General features: G+C 40.6%; 14 protein-coding genes and 1 tRNA gene. 1 reads left to right on the forward strand and 14 read right to left on the reverse strand.

Annotation, left to right across the window (positions count from 1 at the left end; translation table 11 throughout):
* Positions 1-475: 475 nt before the first annotated feature.
* The 4 genes from C1A47_RS00675 to C1A47_RS00690 form a co-directional block, all read right to left on the reverse strand.
* The gene (locus C1A47_RS00675) at positions 476-1,075 is read right to left on the reverse strand and encodes an alpha/beta hydrolase (RefSeq protein ID WP_111891424.1); all 600 of its coding nucleotides are present in this window, start codon (positions 1,073-1,075) and stop codon (positions 476-478) included.
* Between the two features lies 1 nt (position 1,076).
* Positions 1,077-2,045, reverse strand: coding sequence for a glutathione S-transferase family protein (locus C1A47_RS00680; RefSeq protein ID WP_111891426.1), 969 nt, complete (start codon positions 2,043-2,045; stop codon positions 1,077-1,079).
* Positions 2,046-2,105: 60 nt separating this feature from the next.
* Positions 2,106-2,516 (reverse strand): DoxX family protein, encoded by a 411-nt coding sequence (locus tag C1A47_RS00685; RefSeq protein WP_111891428.1) that lies wholly within the window; start codon positions 2,514-2,516, stop codon positions 2,106-2,108.
* 120 nt (positions 2,517-2,636) lie between these two features.
* Entirely contained in the window at positions 2,637-3,518 is an 882-nt protein-coding gene (locus tag C1A47_RS00690) for a LysR family transcriptional regulator (protein ID WP_171294312.1), read from the reverse strand.
* A gap of 421 nt (positions 3,519-3,939) precedes the next feature.
* Here C1A47_RS00690 and C1A47_RS00695 point away from each other — a divergent pair.
* Positions 3,940-4,016: transfer RNA gene (locus C1A47_RS00695), tRNA-Ile, on the forward strand.
* A 126-nt stretch (positions 4,017-4,142) separates the two neighbouring features.
* Here the strand turns inward: C1A47_RS00695 and C1A47_RS00700 are convergent.
* The 10 genes from C1A47_RS00700 to paaK all read right to left on the reverse strand — a co-directional run bounded on the left by C1A47_RS00700 (position 4,143) and on the right by paaK (position 15,793).
* Positions 4,143-4,631, reverse strand: coding sequence for a hypothetical protein (locus tag C1A47_RS00700; protein ID WP_111891432.1), 489 nt, complete (start codon positions 4,629-4,631; stop codon positions 4,143-4,145).
* Between the two features lie 179 nt (positions 4,632-4,810).
* Positions 4,811-5,905, reverse strand: a complete 1,095-nt coding sequence (aguA, locus tag C1A47_RS00705) for an agmatine deiminase (RefSeq protein ID WP_111891434.1) — start codon at positions 5,903-5,905, stop codon at positions 4,811-4,813.
* Positions 5,906-5,927: 22 nt separating this feature from the next.
* Positions 5,928-6,809 (reverse strand): N-carbamoylputrescine amidase, encoded by an 882-nt coding sequence (aguB, locus tag C1A47_RS00710; RefSeq protein WP_205669571.1) that lies wholly within the window; start codon positions 6,807-6,809, stop codon positions 5,928-5,930.
* Positions 6,810-6,832: 23 nt separating this feature from the next.
* The gene (locus C1A47_RS00715; protein ID WP_111891438.1) at positions 6,833-8,221 is read right to left on the reverse strand and encodes an APC family permease; all 1,389 of its coding nucleotides are present in this window, start codon (positions 8,219-8,221) and stop codon (positions 6,833-6,835) included.
* 565 nt (positions 8,222-8,786) lie between these two features.
* On the reverse strand, positions 8,787-9,449 hold the full coding sequence (locus tag C1A47_RS00720; protein ID WP_111891440.1) for a response regulator transcription factor: 663 nt from the start codon (positions 9,447-9,449) through the stop codon (positions 8,787-8,789).
* A 159-nt stretch (positions 9,450-9,608) separates the two neighbouring features.
* A complete protein-coding gene (locus C1A47_RS00725) occupies positions 9,609-11,045 on the reverse strand; it encodes an aldehyde dehydrogenase family protein (RefSeq protein ID WP_413772943.1) in 1,437 nt (478 codons plus the stop codon).
* 9 nt (positions 11,046-11,054) lie between these two features.
* Positions 11,055-12,653, reverse strand: coding sequence for a GMC family oxidoreductase (locus C1A47_RS00730; RefSeq protein WP_111891444.1), 1,599 nt, complete (start codon positions 12,651-12,653; stop codon positions 11,055-11,057).
* A gap of 255 nt (positions 12,654-12,908) precedes the next feature.
* Positions 12,909-13,511: a gamma carbonic anhydrase family protein gene (locus C1A47_RS00735; protein ID WP_111891446.1), complete on the reverse strand. Its 603-nt coding sequence runs from the start codon at positions 13,509-13,511 to the stop codon at positions 12,909-12,911.
* Positions 13,512-13,526: 15 nt separating this feature from the next.
* Positions 13,527-14,468 (reverse strand): phenylacetic acid degradation operon negative regulatory protein PaaX, encoded by a 942-nt coding sequence (paaX, locus tag C1A47_RS00740; RefSeq protein WP_111891448.1) that lies wholly within the window; start codon positions 14,466-14,468, stop codon positions 13,527-13,529.
* A gap of 35 nt (positions 14,469-14,503) precedes the next feature.
* Positions 14,504-15,793, reverse strand: coding sequence for a phenylacetate--CoA ligase PaaK (gene paaK, locus C1A47_RS00745; protein ID WP_111891450.1), 1,290 nt, complete (start codon positions 15,791-15,793; stop codon positions 14,504-14,506).
* Positions 15,794-15,835: the final 42 nt, after the last annotated feature.

The following is a 15,835-nucleotide window of genomic DNA, read 5'->3' on the forward strand; positions in this document are numbered from 1 at the left end:
TTTAAATGAATAAAAATTACATTACTCTATTCCCTAATCGTATTTAAAATCACGCTAATAATAAAAAATGAGAAGTATTTAATAATTAGAGATATCTTTGTCCGAATTATATTTATTTGATTGTGTAGAAAAAATTCAAAACGATAAGATAAGTTTTAGATAAAATTTATAAACTCCATGTTGTATTTTGGTAATAAAAAGTAGTTTTTAAATCCATATATTTATTATGTGTATTTTATAATTTAATTTATTTTTTATCTCAATGAGACAACCTCTTTTATAAGTTATTTTTAAAACGAAGAATTGTAATAAAGATCTTATCTTTCTAGGTGACGTAGAAACTTTCAATATCAACTCCCTTGATTATTTTTTTATTTATAACCGGAATCTTATCTTATAATTCATTGAATCCGATTTATTCAATTCTTTATCTGAGTCAGTAAAAACTCATGACTGAGCTTTTACTGTATTCCAATCAGAATGAACGAATATAAGACAAACTTTGTTGTAATTCCGTCTGATTGATTGAATGTCCTAAATTCTCAAATGTCTGAAGTGCTATGTTAAAACCTGCTTGTCTGAGCTGTTGTTCTGCATGAATGGATTCAGTTACAGGAATGACTGAATCGTCCTGACCATGCAACAATAAGATTTTAGGTTTATGAGCCAAATCCGATTGAATTGGTGTGGCTAATCTTCCAGAGAATCCTATTACACCTGCAACATTCCAGCGTCCTGAAGCAACAGCATCTAATGCCATGATCGTACCTTGTGAAAAGCCACAAAATAGCACCTGATCCAGATGATCCTGTAATTGGTACTGCTCTAGAATATTTTGGATTGTCTGATCGAAAGCGGCACGTGCTTGCTCAATGCGTTGCAGGCGGTTTTCTTCAGTCACCCCCTGAATACTAAACCATTGAAAGGCTTCTGAGCTATTCATAAAAGAATAGGGTGCATTGGGTGTTGTAATCTCAAGTTTAGGAAAATAATGTTGCCAAAATTGTCCAACAGGTCGTAAATCATCTCCCTGACTACCAACACCATGTAAAAAAATGATCAGCTTAATACTCATTTCATACACCTGAAGTTGGAAACTGGAAATTACTTTGTGGCCCTACGGGAACTATTCCTAAAGGATTTAAGGACTTAATTGAATAGTAGCCTTGCTTGATGTGCTCAAAATTTACCGTTTTAGCAACACCAGAAATCATCAATATATCTTGAACGTAGCGACTTAATTGTGGATAGTCACTCAACATTTTTACATTACATTTAAACAAGCCATGATATGCCACATCGAAACGGATCAGTGTAACAAACAAACGAATATCACTTTCTGTAAACTGGCTACCAAACAAATAACGTCTGTCTTCTAAACGTTCATCTAGCAGATCCAGCATGTCGAACACATCATTGACTGCATGTTCATAAGCAATTTGTGTCGTGGCAAAACCAGCGCGATATACCCCATTATTCAACTTGTGGTAAATCTGCTCATTTAAAACATCAATTTCGTGCTGTAAATGTTCAGGATATAAGTTGTAATCCGTCTGAACTAGGTTTGAAAACCCATTATTCAGCATACGTACAATATCTGCTGACTCATTATTCACAATTGTTTGACGTTTTTTATCCCATAACACAGGTACTGTTGCTCGCCCTGTAAAATTAGGCTCTGCCATGGTGTAAATTTCATGCATGTATTGCTTATGATTCAGTACATCCTGATCTGCTGCAAAAGCATCTCCAAAACGCCAGCCAAAATCACTCAATTTAGGTTCAACGACAGAAACAGAAATAATGTCTGTTAAACCTTTCAATTCACGTGCAATTAAAGTACGTGAAGCCCACGGGCAAATTAATGCAACATAAAGATGATATCGATCTTTTTCCGCTTGAAAACCATCTTCTCCAGTTTGACCTGCCTGTCCATCAGGCGTAACCCAGTTTCTGAATGTAGACTGTTGGCGTACAAACCCACCTTCCTGATCCACGCCTTGTACGGGTTGCCAGTTTTCTACCCATTGCCCATTGACTAACATTGTGCGACCTTTTTAATTCAGAAAAAGTGTGATGAAATTCCATCACACTTATGATTAATTTTATGATTTGAAAGAAGCTTTTAAGTGATACGGTCCATCACCTATCAATGCCAAGCTAATTAATCCAATAATCCAGAACGCTGGATATTCCCAACCACCATTTGGATTAGTAAACCAGAATCCTGCTGCACCATGGACAGTAAAAATTGCTCCAAGCAATACAGGAATAAGTGCCAGTGCAGCTAAACGTGGCATAAAACCAACCAGTAATGCAATTGCCCCCAAGAATTCCCATGTCATAGTGACATAGGCCATCCAGCCTGGAACACCAACAGATTCAAAAAAATGTGCTGTGCCTGCTGGGGTAAAAATAAAATATTTTAATCCCGCATGCGCAAAGAATAAAATTGCCAGACTCACTCGGAGTAATAGAGCTGCATAAGGTGCTGTGCTTGCGCTTGTCGTGTGCATAATCATTTCCTTCAACGATGACGTTATGGGAATAGCATAATTATTTTTATTCAGTAGATTAATCAGTCTATAAGCAAAATATTATTTCCATTTTAGAAACAATTAATTCAATCAAATCACCTAGCCCCATGCCCGATCTTCAAAATATTTTTTTAAGAAATCAATCAAGCATCTAATTTTGTTCGCTAAATGTCGTGATGGCGGATACATCGCATATAACCCGCTACTTTGGATTCGATAATTTGGCATCACTGGTATGAGTTTTTGTGCCTTTAATGAGGGTTCACAAATAAAACTTGGAATACGACAAATTCCTAACCCCGCTAAAGCCGCAGTATTACAAGCTTCTGTATTGGCAAAACTAATCCGACCATGCACCTGTACGGCTTCTCGCTGTGAGGGCTGTTCGACATGATAAAATCGCCATAATTCTGGTTCTTTAAAATTTCGATCGATAATACATTGATGTTGCAATAAATCTTGTGGATGCTCAGGTAAATTCGTCTGCTGCAAATAACTTGGAGATGCCACGAGCATAATTTGTATATCCAGTAAATGTCTGGCAATCAAATTACTGTCTTCTAAAAGCCCAATTCGAATTGCCAAGTCGAAACCTTCATCAATCACATTCACTAAACGATCTGTAAAACTAACATCCAACTCAATTTCAGGATATAACTGGGCAAATTCGACCAAGGCATGACTTAACTGATTGACACCAAATGAACTTGGCGCACTAATTTTAATACGTCCACTTGGAGTTAGTGACTGATTCTTGACACTCACTTCCAACTCATCAAACTCAGCCATTAACTGTTTAACTTGTAAATAATAGGCCTGACCAATCTCTGTAGTCCGTAACGCGCGTGTTGAACGGTGTAATAACTGTACACCAAGCTCATTTTCTAATCGTGCAATTAATTTGGAAGCTTGGGCAACACTGGTAAATCGTAGTTCAGCAGCCTTAGCAAAGCTTCCCTTTTCAATTACCGCAATCAACATGCGATTACATTCCAATCGATCCATATTTGTAACTTATTAAGAACTCGATATTAATGTGTCCATACTAACTTAAATTTCTTGAAGAATTTAGGAATTTATAGCTAGATTTGATTGACCAGATTCTACCGAATTTCATTATTATTCTTATTTAAATTAGATCTGACTTGACCTCATAGCGCATCAACAGCTTGTCTCAATCAGGATGTCTACGTATAGATTGATCAATAAATGATTAACTTAGCTTTACTTTTATTCCATGCATCATCTAAAATCTGCAAGCGCAAGAGATAACGCAATATATTCAGCATTTTTTGCAATTTACAATTGGTTTTACTTGTTAAAAACCTTGTAATTTTCAACAAATTTATATATGATGCGAATCAAAATAAATGCTTTAAAATACAAGCATTTGTATCTTATAGGGCCTATAGCTCAGTTGGTTAGAGCAGCGGACTCATAATCCGTTGGTCCACAGTTCAAGTCTGTGTGGGCCCACCAAATTTTAAAAGCCACTTAGGTGTACTAATCCTAAGTGGCTTTTTGTTGTATAAATCCATGTAAACACTATGTAAGCGATAAAAAACTATCATATTGATAGTTTTTCATATAATTCAGTTATAGATCTTAAAAAATTCGAAGATAGTCAAGGGAATATGCAGACAGAATATCTGGTAAATCCATCAAAACGCTCGACAAATGCGAAGCGAGAAATCCGATAAAAAATCCATAAACCAATGTTTGTGGACTTAACAAATCACGGGTAATTTTAATTTTTAGAATGGGAATCCGATAAAATAACTGCTGGATCGTTTTTGGATTAGAAAGCGCTAAGGCAATAAAAAACCAGCCAATATAACTTAAGGTTGGTGTCTTATCGAGCATTAACCATGAGTAACTTCTTAAATCATAATCATAAGACAGCCATGTCGCATGATTCGAATAGAGATAAGAAATAATTTTCCCAGGTAACATTCCTAAGTCCAACCACCAGAAAAACCATAAAAAGTTTTTCAGTACAAAAAAACTAAACCCAACTTCATTAAAAATATAATCAATGTTTTGTTTATGTTCATCTGCACTAATTTTTGTTGAGTTGTCTTTGGACTCAGACATCTAGTTATCTCGGAAACACCATTTCGATAAGTTTAAAGCATCTGGTTTGCGAATGTGTATATGCAACATAAAATCTTGCTGCCAAATGATTAACTTTCGTTAACTTTAAGCAAATCTTACTGGCTATACGATGATATAAGTTTGACCAGCAACCTTAGCCACTGGTCAAAGTTACATATTTATATGTTATTTACATGGGCTGGAATTTGTTGGGTAATACAATGAATATTGCCACCACCCAACAAAATCTCACGTGCAGGTACGCCTGTAATTAAATAATCAGGGTACATCTCAGAAAATAATTCATGCGCCTGTTGATCGGTTCTTTGATCTAGCAATGGATAAATAATCTGTTGATTAGTGATCAAATAATTCACATAAGAACCCGCTAAACGATTCCCTTCTATTCGTTCAATGGCTGGGCCAGAAGCAACATCTGCCGTTTCATCAGAGGTTGCATACAATGGGCCTGGTGCAAGTAGTTTCCAGACCTTAAGCTTACGCCCTTGTGCATCTGTTGTTGATTCAAGAATTGATAAAGCCTGTTGTGAACGCGCATATTGTGGGTCTTGCGGGTCATCTGTCCAGTGCAATGCAACTTCACCCGCACGAACAAAACAGCACATGTTATCGACATGTCCATCTGTTTCATCATTAAACACACCATCTGGCAACCAGATGAATTTTTCTACGCCTAGACATGCGGCAAGTTGTTGTTCAATCTGTTCTTGAGTCAAATCTGGATTACGATTTGGGTTAAGTAAACACTCGGCAGTGGTCAGCAATGTACCCTCACCATCCACATGAATCGAACCACCTTCCAAAACCAATGAGGTCGAGTGTGTATCTATTTGATGTGAATCAGAAACCTGATTGGCAATTTCCTGATCTTTGTCCCACGGACTATACAACCCTCCATGCAAACCACCCCAAGCATTGAAAGTCCAGTCAACACCACAGCGTTGCCCTTCTGAATGAATCACCACGGTCGGGCCAACATCTCGCATCCAAGCATCATCACTATCCATAGCAACCAGTTGAACCTCTCGAGACATGGTCTGTTGTGCTTTTTGCATTTCGCTCTGAGATACAGCCATAAACACTGGCGTAGTTTGTAAAATAGCTTGTGCTACTTGGGCAAAAGCCTGCTGGGCTGGTGCTGCATCCGCACGCCAGTTATCGGTACGGTACGGCCAAATCATCCATACAGCTTCATGTGGGTGCCACTCGGCTGGCATGTAAAATCCTTGTTGTTTTAAGCTTAAAGTTGTCATGTGTATTTTCCTATTTTCAAAATTATTGTTTGCCGTCAGAAGTTAAAAGTATTTGATAATGTTCAGGGCGGCGATCTCGGAACAGCCCCCATGCGGCACGTTGCTGCGCAATCTTATCCAAATCAAAAGCTTGAACTAACACAGTTTCCTGATCACGATCAGCCTGCTGCAAAATTGCCCCTGTCTGATCGGCAATAAATGACGAACCATAGAAAGTCATTTCATAGTTTGGGATAAACTTACTTTGCTCTGTGCCAATACGGTTCGATGCAATCACAGGTAGCATATTGGCTGCGGCGTGTCCCTGTTGTACCCGTACCCAGTGATCTCGACTATCAAGTTGTGCATCGGCAGGTTCTGAGCCAATTGCTGTTGGAAAAAATAAAACTTCAGCCCCCATTAATGCCAAACTACGGGCTGTTTCAGGGAACCACTGATCCCAACAAATCGCTGCACCGACCGTGGCATAACGGGTTTTCCAGACTTTAAAACCTGTATCTCCAGGAATAAAAAATTGCTTCTCCTGATAAGCAGGCCCATTGGGAATATGGGTTTTCCGATAAATATCGAGCACTGTGCCATCTGCATCAATCATGGCTAAAGAATTAAAATATGCTTGATTGGATTTTTCAAAGAAGCTGATAGGCAAAACCACCTCAAGCTCTTTTGCCAATGCCGAAAAGTGCTGTAGTAACGGGCTGGTTACGACTTCTTCAGCCAGCGCATAGTGTGCAGGATGCTGATCAATACAGAAATAAGGTGCAGCGAATAGTTCCTGAATCAGAATAATTTGGGCGCCCTGTGCATGTGCCTGTCGAATCAGTTTTTCCGCTCGCGTAATATTGTCCTGAAGATTCCATGTGCATTGCATTTGCGTGGCTGCAACGGTAACTTTTTTCATCATAAATACCTAAATATAAATTTTTTCTAAGAAATATCTCGTTGTACTTTGAGCGTCTTGTAAACACAAATCTCTTGTACAATCAATGTAATGACTAAGCCTAAAATAATTGGCAAGCTGTGCTGCATTGAGATTGATCCAATTAAAAGATCAGGAAAAATAAACAAAATAATTCCCTGCCCAATAAAAAACAGTCCTAAGCACAACACCAGATATTTTCCGAACTGACCGCCAGGTACGCGGTAAGGCCGCGGCTGATCGGGATATTTATTTCTCAAGCTGAACCACGCTGCAAACAGAAACAAATACGGCAATAAAAAGATGCAACTGGAAAATGAAAAGATCGACCAGAACAGATCATTATTGCCTTGTGCAAACTGGCTATAACTTAAAATCACCACACTCGACACCACACCTGTTGCATTATTTGCCCCGACTGGCGTGTCATATTTTGGACTTTTGATGGCGAGCCATTTAGGTAAATCTTGAGCCAGTGCCGCTTCCGCTGCTGCCCGACTTGCTCCCGAAGTCCATGTCACCATATTGCAAATAAAGCTAAATAAGGTGCAGATACACAGTAAATGCAGCATTACTTTTGCAAACAAACTTCCAGAAAACAAAATCTTGAGTGCATCAATAATCCCCGATACCAAGCTAATGTGATCTTGTGGCAATGCAACCAAAATTCCCAGAGTTCCAAACAAATACAATGCTGCGATCAGAATGGCCGAAATCTGCATGGTTTTGGTCATGGTCTGTGCAGGTCTGTCAATTAGTTTTCCCATACAGGCAACCAGTTCCAGTCCAAGTAAACTGTAGATAATCACAGGCAAAAATTTGCTGCCTTCACTCAGTTTTGGCAACATACTTTGCAGCGTGAAATGGTTTGCCACACCATATTGAAAGGCGTGCAATACCCCTGCAACACCTAAGGCAAGGATGACAAACACCTTAGCCCAAGCACCCCATTTGGCAATATTGAGACTAATTTTGGTTGATGTATTACAAAACCAGATGGTTAACCATGTCAGCAACAAACACATGATGATTTGTACCGTAATCCCCATATCTGGCCAATATAATGCCGAAAAACTTCCTGCAAACAGGATAAAAACTGAGGGCATCCATAAACCGACATTAATCCAGTACATAAATGAGGTACGTGCTGCCATACCATCACCAAATGCACGTTTAACCCAGTCGTAAATCCCACCTTCTGCCACCCATGTTGTGCCAAGTTCAGCAACCACCATGGTATATGGCAATACAAAACCGATCAGCATAAGTATCCACCACGTAAATGCTGATGGTCCTATCATGGCTGATGCCGTTAACGTATCGAGCACAATCACTGCACAAATAGTAAAAGCAGTTAATATGCTCACGCCCATTTTCTTTTGGGGTATTTCTTGCATACGTACTCCTTCCTTCCATTCAAATGTTAGGAATGTTGTTGTCGTATTTGGAATTGATCAATTTTCTAAAATGCAGACACATCTATGCCGTAGTCCGCAATGCCATCGTCAGACTTAGAAACTTAGATCAATAGAAAAAGAAAAATCTGTAGAGATTTTTGAGGGCGTGGGAAATTAGACTTGCAGAATATTAATGAAGAAGCGTTTGTATAAAGAAAAGCGTTTATTTAGCTGAATACGCACTAAATAAAAATAGTATCGGCTAGCAGATGCGAACGCATCACAGCGCGAATACAAATTGTGAATGAAACTGTTTAACATAGACTTTCCAATGCAAACAACGAAAAACAGAATTAAGCAAAACCCATGCCATAAAATCCAAGACATTCTGTGTGAGATGCTGGCTTAATCCTTCCAGTTTTTTTGTTTTTATGCACCTAAACGCAGCATTCCTTGTTGCGGTGCACTTTAATCCATCAAAGCGATGACCCTAGACATTTATAAAAAGAGTCTCATTGATCATCGCAATTGACAATAACTGAAATCTGATCACGATTCAATCAGATTAACTCAAATGCATGATTTTACTAATCAGCTCTTGTTTACTACCGACATGCATTTTCTGAAAGATATGCTGAATGTGGGTTTTAATGGTCGGTAAACTCACAAAAAGCTCATCTGCAATACTCTGATTTTTCTTGCCTTGCATAATCAGTTCAATAACTTGCTGCTCTTTTTTGGTAAATTCCTGAACAATTCGCTGACACAAGCTTTTTTGTGGGCTTTCAAAGGTTTGTGAAAAATGATAGTTCGCCAGTGAATAGAAACCTTGCAAAAGTTGCAATTCTTGGACAGAAAATGGCTTTTGATTGGCCCGAATCAGACTCAGTCCCTTGATGGGCACTTGGTTAATCTTAAAGAACAATTCAACATTGTCTACCACTTGGTTTTCATTTATAAATTCTTGATATTCCGTAGTAATCGGCTGCTGACTCAGCACCACCATATTTTCCTTGTTTGCATAGTGGCGACCAAAAAACAGAGGATCATGCAAATAATCCTTGTTCAGGTATGAATCAACCATTGTTTTAGGAAGATTTTGATAATAATAAGAATGTGCAAAAGAAGGCGATGCCATCTCATAGGAAAAGAAGCTGTCCACAGGCATTACCTGCGCAATAGAGGTCGTAAAGTTGTCCACAAAAGCGACCCAATGTCGAAAATCCATGATAATCCCTCATCTGAAGATTCAAGTGGGTAAGTAACGGACACATCCTGAGTCAATTAATCCTAAACAAAATCAAGATGTGCATTTCAGCATGTTCAATTTATGCCCATGCTGAACGATCAGCTGAATATCATACTTCAACTGATCAAAAAAAAACTGCTAATTTTTTGGAATATGAATCGCCTGTTTATGGGTAAATTCCAGCAAGCCGTCTAGACTAAATGAACAACCCAAGCCTGACTGTTTCCAGCCACCAAACTCGGCATATGGAGAAACGTCAGAATGACTATTGATCCAAACTGTTCCTGTTTGTAACTGGCTTGCTATGGCAGCAGCCTGTTCAATGTTACTCGACCAGACAGATCCACCCAGACCATATGTCGATTGATTGGCACGTACAATCACGTCATCCAAATCTGAGAATTTTACAATCGGCAAAATTGGCCCAAACTGTTCAGTTGCAAAAATTTCACTGTCTTCAGACATATCCGTCAAAATCAGTGGACGTAAGAAGTAGCCTTTTTCAGGCACAGCAATTTGCTGTTTATTGGCAATCTTTGCACCATCTTCCAAAGCTTTTTCGAGTAAACCTTGTACTTTTCGGTACTGATTGACATTTTGCACAGGGCCTAGTGTGGTTTCAGGGTTTAAACCATCTCCCAAAATTTGGCTGTCTGCAATTTCTGCCAATTTTGCCACGAGACGATCATAGACACTTTCATGCGCATAAACCCGTTTAATACAGGCACAGGTTTGCCCTGCATTAAAAAATGCACTCATAAAAATTTTCGCTGCAATTTCATCAACATCCACATCATCTAGTACCAATGCGGCATCATTACCACCCAGTTCAAGTACCACATGACGGAGCTGCTCAACTGAAGCCGCCAAGATCTTTTTGCCTACAGGCGTTGAACCTGTAAAGGTGACCTTGGCAACATCGACATGATTGGTTAGTTGCGACCCGACCTCACCTGCGCCCAGCAGCAAATTACAAACCCCTTTAGGCACATGGCGGTTAATAATCTCGACCAGCCGAATGGTACTTAACGGCGTAAATTCTGAAGGTTTGTTAATGACACAATTCTTGGTTTTCAGTGCAGGAATCAAGTGCCACACTGCAATCATAAATGGCCAATTCCACGGCGTAACCGAAGCGACAACACCGAGTGGACGATGATAAACCTGCATATGTTTGCCATTTTCATCGGTATGTTTTAATACTGGAATCTCAAGCTGATTGGTGATCTTCGTCCAGTACACTGCCAGATCCACTTCAAGTTCTGCCAAGAACAAAGGTTTGCCCTGTTCCTGTGTAATGAGTCGGGCAATATTTTCTTTATCTGCCTCAATATCATTGGCAATCTGCTCGAGCATTCGGCTGATTTCAACATCACTGGTGTTCTGCCAAGTTTGAAAGGCGGCAACTGCGCCACTTACAGCTTCATCCACTTGTTGTGAACTTGCAGAAGAACAGCTTGCAATTACATCTAATGTCGCAGGATTCAGTACATCAAATGACTTCTCCAAACCTTGTATGTGTTGTCCCTGATAAATCATCGTATTGAGCATAAATTCATCCTCTAAAAAGCTCATGTGTCCCGCTTAGGTTTGTTGAATCAATAAATCGACAGCGCGTTCTGCTACGGCAATGGTTGGTGCATTGGTATTGCCACTCGGTACAGATGGAAAAACCGAGCAATCAATGACGCGTAAATTGTCGATACCATGTACTTTTAAGTCTAAATCAACCACCGAATCCTGTTCATGTTGTCCCATACGGCAAGTGCCCACAGGGTGATAGGTCGTTTTACAGGTACTACGTACAAATTCTTCGATGGCTTGGGTGTCGTTACGATCAGCTGTCGGTGAAAATACATCATCGACATATTGCGACAAGGCAGGCATTTTCATTAAGTCCATACCAAATTGTGTCGCCCGAATCATGCCTGCCATATCATAATCGTCATGTAACAAATTACCTTGTACTTTCACCATATCTTCAGGATTTTTGCTACTTAGGCTGACCTTGCCACGTGAGCGTGGGCGCAAATGACAGTTCTTAAATGTAATACCATGGGTCTTGCCCTGACCTAAACCGCTTGGATCATCCCATGTATCCAGTCCAGGTAAAAAATGTGCCTGAATGTCTGGACGACCTTCATTGTTGGTGTCGATGAATGCCCCTGCTTCTAAAATATTGGAAGACACCACACCTTTTTTAAACATCAACCATTGCAGACCATTCTCCAGTTTTTTAAAGCCCAAATCTTCACCATACAGTGAAATAGGCTGTTTGATGGTGGCATTGACCGAGACATGCATGTGGTCATGGTAGTTATGCCCGACAGGCAGATTTTTGATGGTTGGAATACCGACAGACTGTAGATGCTGCTGTGGTCCAATCCCTGAAAGCATCAGAATTTTCGGAGATCCCAATGAACCAGAACTGACCACCACGGTTTTGCGAGCTTTAAAGATCTGCTCCGTGCCATTGATGATACATTTCACCCCAACAGCGCGATCATTTTCCACAATCACCTGTGCGACCAATGCATTCAACTGTACCGTTAAATTGGGGTTATCTTTGACTCGATTCAAATAGGTTTTTGAAGTACTGGCGCGCTCACCTTTATGTGTCGTGGTTTGGAAGAATCCAACGCCCTGCTGAGACTTTCCGTTGAAGTCCGTGACATAATTCAAACCCAGTTCTTGCCCTGCCTGAATAAAAGCGCGACTGAGTGGATGACGATAGTGGTTATCACTGACATGTAAAGGCCCTTGTGTACCATGATATTCGCCTGACAAGGTTTCATTATTTTCGGCTTTTTTAAAATACGGCAAGATCGAAGAAAATCCCCAACCCTCACAGCCATATTTTTGTTCCCATTCATCGTAGTCTTCCTTGTGACCACGCAAATAAATCATGCCATTGACCGAACTACTTCCGCCCAAAACTTTCCCTTGGGCACAGGACATCCGACGATTATAGGTACTCGGGTCTGGTTCAGTGGTGTATTGCCAAGTTTTGGTGGCAATCACCTGCTGTACACCCGCAGGCATACGAATAAAAATACTGTTGTCATTTCCACCAGCCTCAAGCAGCAAGACGGTTCCTTTTTTATGTTCAAGCAAGCGTGAAGTCACGACGCATCCTGCTGAACCTGCACCACATACAATGTAATCAAACTCATTTTGACTCATGCCATCACTCCGTGATTTTTATGATACATTTTATTTATTAAAATATATATTTCATATCATATAATCACAAGTAAAAAAATCAACATTTATTTTGCATATTTTTTACGCAAAATAAAAACAATAAATTTATCGGTTTAATGAAAATTTGTGCTGAATTTATGGCAAATATAGCGATTAAAAGTTTAAAAAATTCAAATAAAATACACAGTATTAAATAAAACACATTATTAAATTTTACATAATAAAATGTATCGTTTATTTTTGTTTTGTGTGGTGCTCTGCCTGAAAATCCAAGTAGGATTTACGAGGTAGTAGCAAGTCTTGCTCATTCAATGATGTAACCTCTTGCAGGCTACGCAAACAGCGCTGAGTCAACTCGATATATTGCTGTGTCCCTTGAGTTTTCCATGCAATTTCTTCAGCTCTTAATTCCCGAATAATTTTTGCAGGGCTGCCCAGTGCTAGGCTGTTGGCGGGAATCTTGGTCTTTGCCGTTACGGTACTGTTCGCACCAATAATCGCATTTTCACCAATTTCACAGTCATCCAGAATCACACTGTTCATGCCAATCATGGCATTTTTTCCGACTTTACAACCATGCAAAATCGCAGCATGTCCGATATGCCCCATGTCTTCGACCACAGTCACACTTTGCGGAAAGCCATGAATCACACAGTTGTCCTGCACATTGGCATGGTAACCAATGCGGATACCGCCAAAATCAGCTCTTAAGACTGCCAAAGGCCCAATATATGCCCCTGCATCTACCACCACATCACCAATCAACACAGCGGTTGGGTGTACAAATGCCTGACGGTGAACCACAGGCATTACCCCGTCAATTGAATAACATGGCATATCTGGTCATCCTTTTTATGATGCGGCAGCAAGTTCCAAACCACCAAAACGCTTGTAAAAATTGGAATTAATCGCAGGCAGTGAACCTTCGGCAGTTTTGGCAATCGACAGAAAATATTCATCGGCCTGTTCAAAGATACGTTTGTAAATATTCACGCTTAAATTGCGGGCATTCACCGCAGGCCAGTCGGCAGGCAACAGCTCGAGCGGCAAAGACGGATCTTTGAGTAAAATACGGCGATAATGATGAATCAATAAAATACGCAGTAAAAATGCCTGCTGCGGACTGATCTCTTCCTGTTCCTGATTCAGTAAGGCTGCAATTTCTCTAAACTGTTCCAAGAATTTTAAATAGCGCTGTTTGATTTCGTCTATCGGCCAGTTCACTTCCAGCATACGCGCCACCGTATCGGAAGAACCTGCCCACAGATCGAGTGTTTGTGCTTTAAACACCACCACCTGATCCATCATGTTCAATTCAATCAGCAGCTTTTGTAGCTTGGCTTGATCAAATCCTGGATAGGCCATCACATTGGTCGCAATACTGGAAAAACCGAGCCATTCCAGTTCTTTTTTCAATGTGACTTTATTTTCCATCTCTACTGAACTCAGCAAAATCAGATCCCAATAGTGATCCCACTCACGCATTTGATGGTTATAAATACGCTGCTCTGCCTGCAAATAGACTTTGCGGCTGGCATCGGTAATGCGATAAAAACTGGTACGACCCACCTTTTGTGAATCGAGCCATTCATTTTTTACCAGACGAAATACGGCTGTACGTACCGCACGATCATTAAACCCAAAAGGTTCAACCAGTTGAATCAGGCTCGCCAGACTAATGTTGCCGCCCCGATGCAAAATTGAATCCCCATAAATACTCGACACCAAAGAGGTCGCACTGAGGGGTTCTTGTTCAATCAAATACTGAATAATGTGCTGAATACGTACGCTCATATCTCTCTAACTTTTAAATATGCAGGTTATCCTGCTTAGGCGATCTTTCTTAAGTCAATGACGCGTTTTGCCTTGCCTTCCGATCTCGGCAGCATCGCTTCAGCCAGAATTTCAACCGTTACAGAAACACCAACCATGGTCTTGATTTTGTGCTGTAACTCTTGTGCGAGCTGTAACGCGGCGGTTTGCGTATATTGACTCATTTCCGTTCGGATATGCAATGTATCCATATGTCCTTTCTTCGACACATGAATTTCATAATTTGGAATCAGTTGTGGAATTTTAAGAATCTGCTCCTCAATCTGGGTCGGAAAAACATTGACCCCGCGAATAATCAGCATGTCATCACTGCGTCCAACCACTTTTTGCATACGGCGCATGGCACAGTGCTGTCCCGCCATCAGACAGGTCAAATCACGGGTACGGTAACGAATCACAGGCATACCCTGTTTGGTAATGGTGGTAAACACCAGCTCACCAATTTCACCATCAGGCAGCACTTCACCTGTTTCAGGATGGATAATTTCAGGATAGAAATGATCTTCCCAAATGGTTAAACCCATCGTGTCATCTGCGGCCTGCATAGCAACCCCAGGTCCCATCACCTCAGACAACCCATAAATATCCAGTGCCTTGATATTCAGACGGGTTTCAATTTCACGGCGCATTTCTTCTGTCCAAGGTTCTGCACCAAAGATTCCGACTTTCAAGGAAGTTTCCTTGGCTGTACCGCATTGCTTCTCTAACTGTTCAATAATATTGACACAATAAGATGGTGTGACCATTAAGGCAGTCGGCTTAAAATCCTGAATCAGTTGAATTTGTTTTTCAGTCTGCCCGCCTGACATCGGAATGACTGTTGCACCGAGTCGCTCCACACCATAATGCGCCCCTAAACCACCCGTAAATAAACCGTAGCCATACGCCACTTGCACCGTATCTGAATGATCTAGCCCTGCAACACGCAAACACCGTGCCATAAGGTCTGCCCATGTCTGAATGTCTTGCTGGGTATAACCGACGACCGTAGGTTTGCCTGTCGTACCCGATGAAGCATGCAACCTGACAATATCCTGTTGCGGGACAGCAAACATGCCAAATGGATAATTTTCGCGTAGATCCTGCTTGGTGGTAAATGGAAACTTGGCCAAATCTGCCAGTGTGTGCAGATCATCGGGATGCACCCCCGCCGCATCAAACTTCTGCCGATATACGGCACTGTTTTGATAAGCGTGATGCAGCGTTTGCTTGAGACGCTCAAATTGCAACTGACGTAATGTTTCAAGTGGCAAGTTTTCATGAATATCCGTATGTTGAACCTGCATTATGACTCTCCCTGAGTATTTTTATTTTATTGTTTAATGGTC

The organism is Acinetobacter sp. MB5 (genome assembly GCF_003261585.1).
Taxonomy (GTDB): domain Bacteria; phylum Pseudomonadota; class Gammaproteobacteria; order Pseudomonadales; family Moraxellaceae; genus Acinetobacter.

Coding starts and splice junctions, on each gene's coding strand:
- C1A47_RS00675 (WP_111891424.1), bottom strand. CDS start 1,075: ATGAGTATTAAGCTGATCATTTTTTTACATGGTGTTGGTAGTCAGGGA.
- C1A47_RS00680 (WP_111891426.1), bottom strand. CDS start 2,045: ATGTTAGTCAATGGGCAATGGGTAGAAAACTGGCAACCCGTACAAGGC.
- C1A47_RS00685 (WP_111891428.1), bottom strand. CDS start 2,516: ATGCACACGACAAGCGCAAGCACAGCACCTTATGCAGCTCTATTACTC.
- C1A47_RS00690 (WP_171294312.1), bottom strand. CDS start 3,518: ATGTTGATTGCGGTAATTGAAAAGGGAAGCTTTGCTAAGGCTGCTGAA.
- C1A47_RS00700 (WP_111891432.1), bottom strand. CDS start 4,631: ATGTCTGAGTCCAAAGACAACTCAACAAAAATTAGTGCAGATGAACAT.
- aguA (WP_111891434.1), bottom strand. CDS start 5,905: ATGACAACTTTAAGCTTAAAACAACAAGGATTTTACATGCCAGCCGAG.
- aguB (WP_205669571.1), bottom strand. CDS start 6,809: ATGATGAAAAAAGTTACCGTTGCAGCCACGCAAATGCAATGCACATGG.
- C1A47_RS00715 (WP_111891438.1), bottom strand. CDS start 8,221: ATGCAAGAAATACCCCAAAAGAAAATGGGCGTGAGCATATTAACTGCT.
- C1A47_RS00720 (WP_111891440.1), bottom strand. CDS start 9,449: ATGGATTTTCGACATTGGGTCGCTTTTGTGGACAACTTTACGACCTCT.
- C1A47_RS00725 (WP_413772943.1), bottom strand. CDS start 11,045: ATGAGCTTTTTAGAGGATGAATTTATGCTCAATACGATGATTTATCAG.
- C1A47_RS00730 (WP_111891444.1), bottom strand. CDS start 12,653: ATGAGTCAAAATGAGTTTGATTACATTGTATGTGGTGCAGGTTCAGCA.
- C1A47_RS00735 (WP_111891446.1), bottom strand. CDS start 13,511: ATGCCATGTTATTCAATTGACGGGGTAATGCCTGTGGTTCACCGTCAG.
- paaX (WP_111891448.1), bottom strand. CDS start 14,468: ATGAGCGTACGTATTCAGCACATTATTCAGTATTTGATTGAACAAGAA.
- paaK (WP_111891450.1), bottom strand. CDS start 15,793: ATGCAGGTTCAACATACGGATATTCATGAAAACTTGCCACTTGAAACA.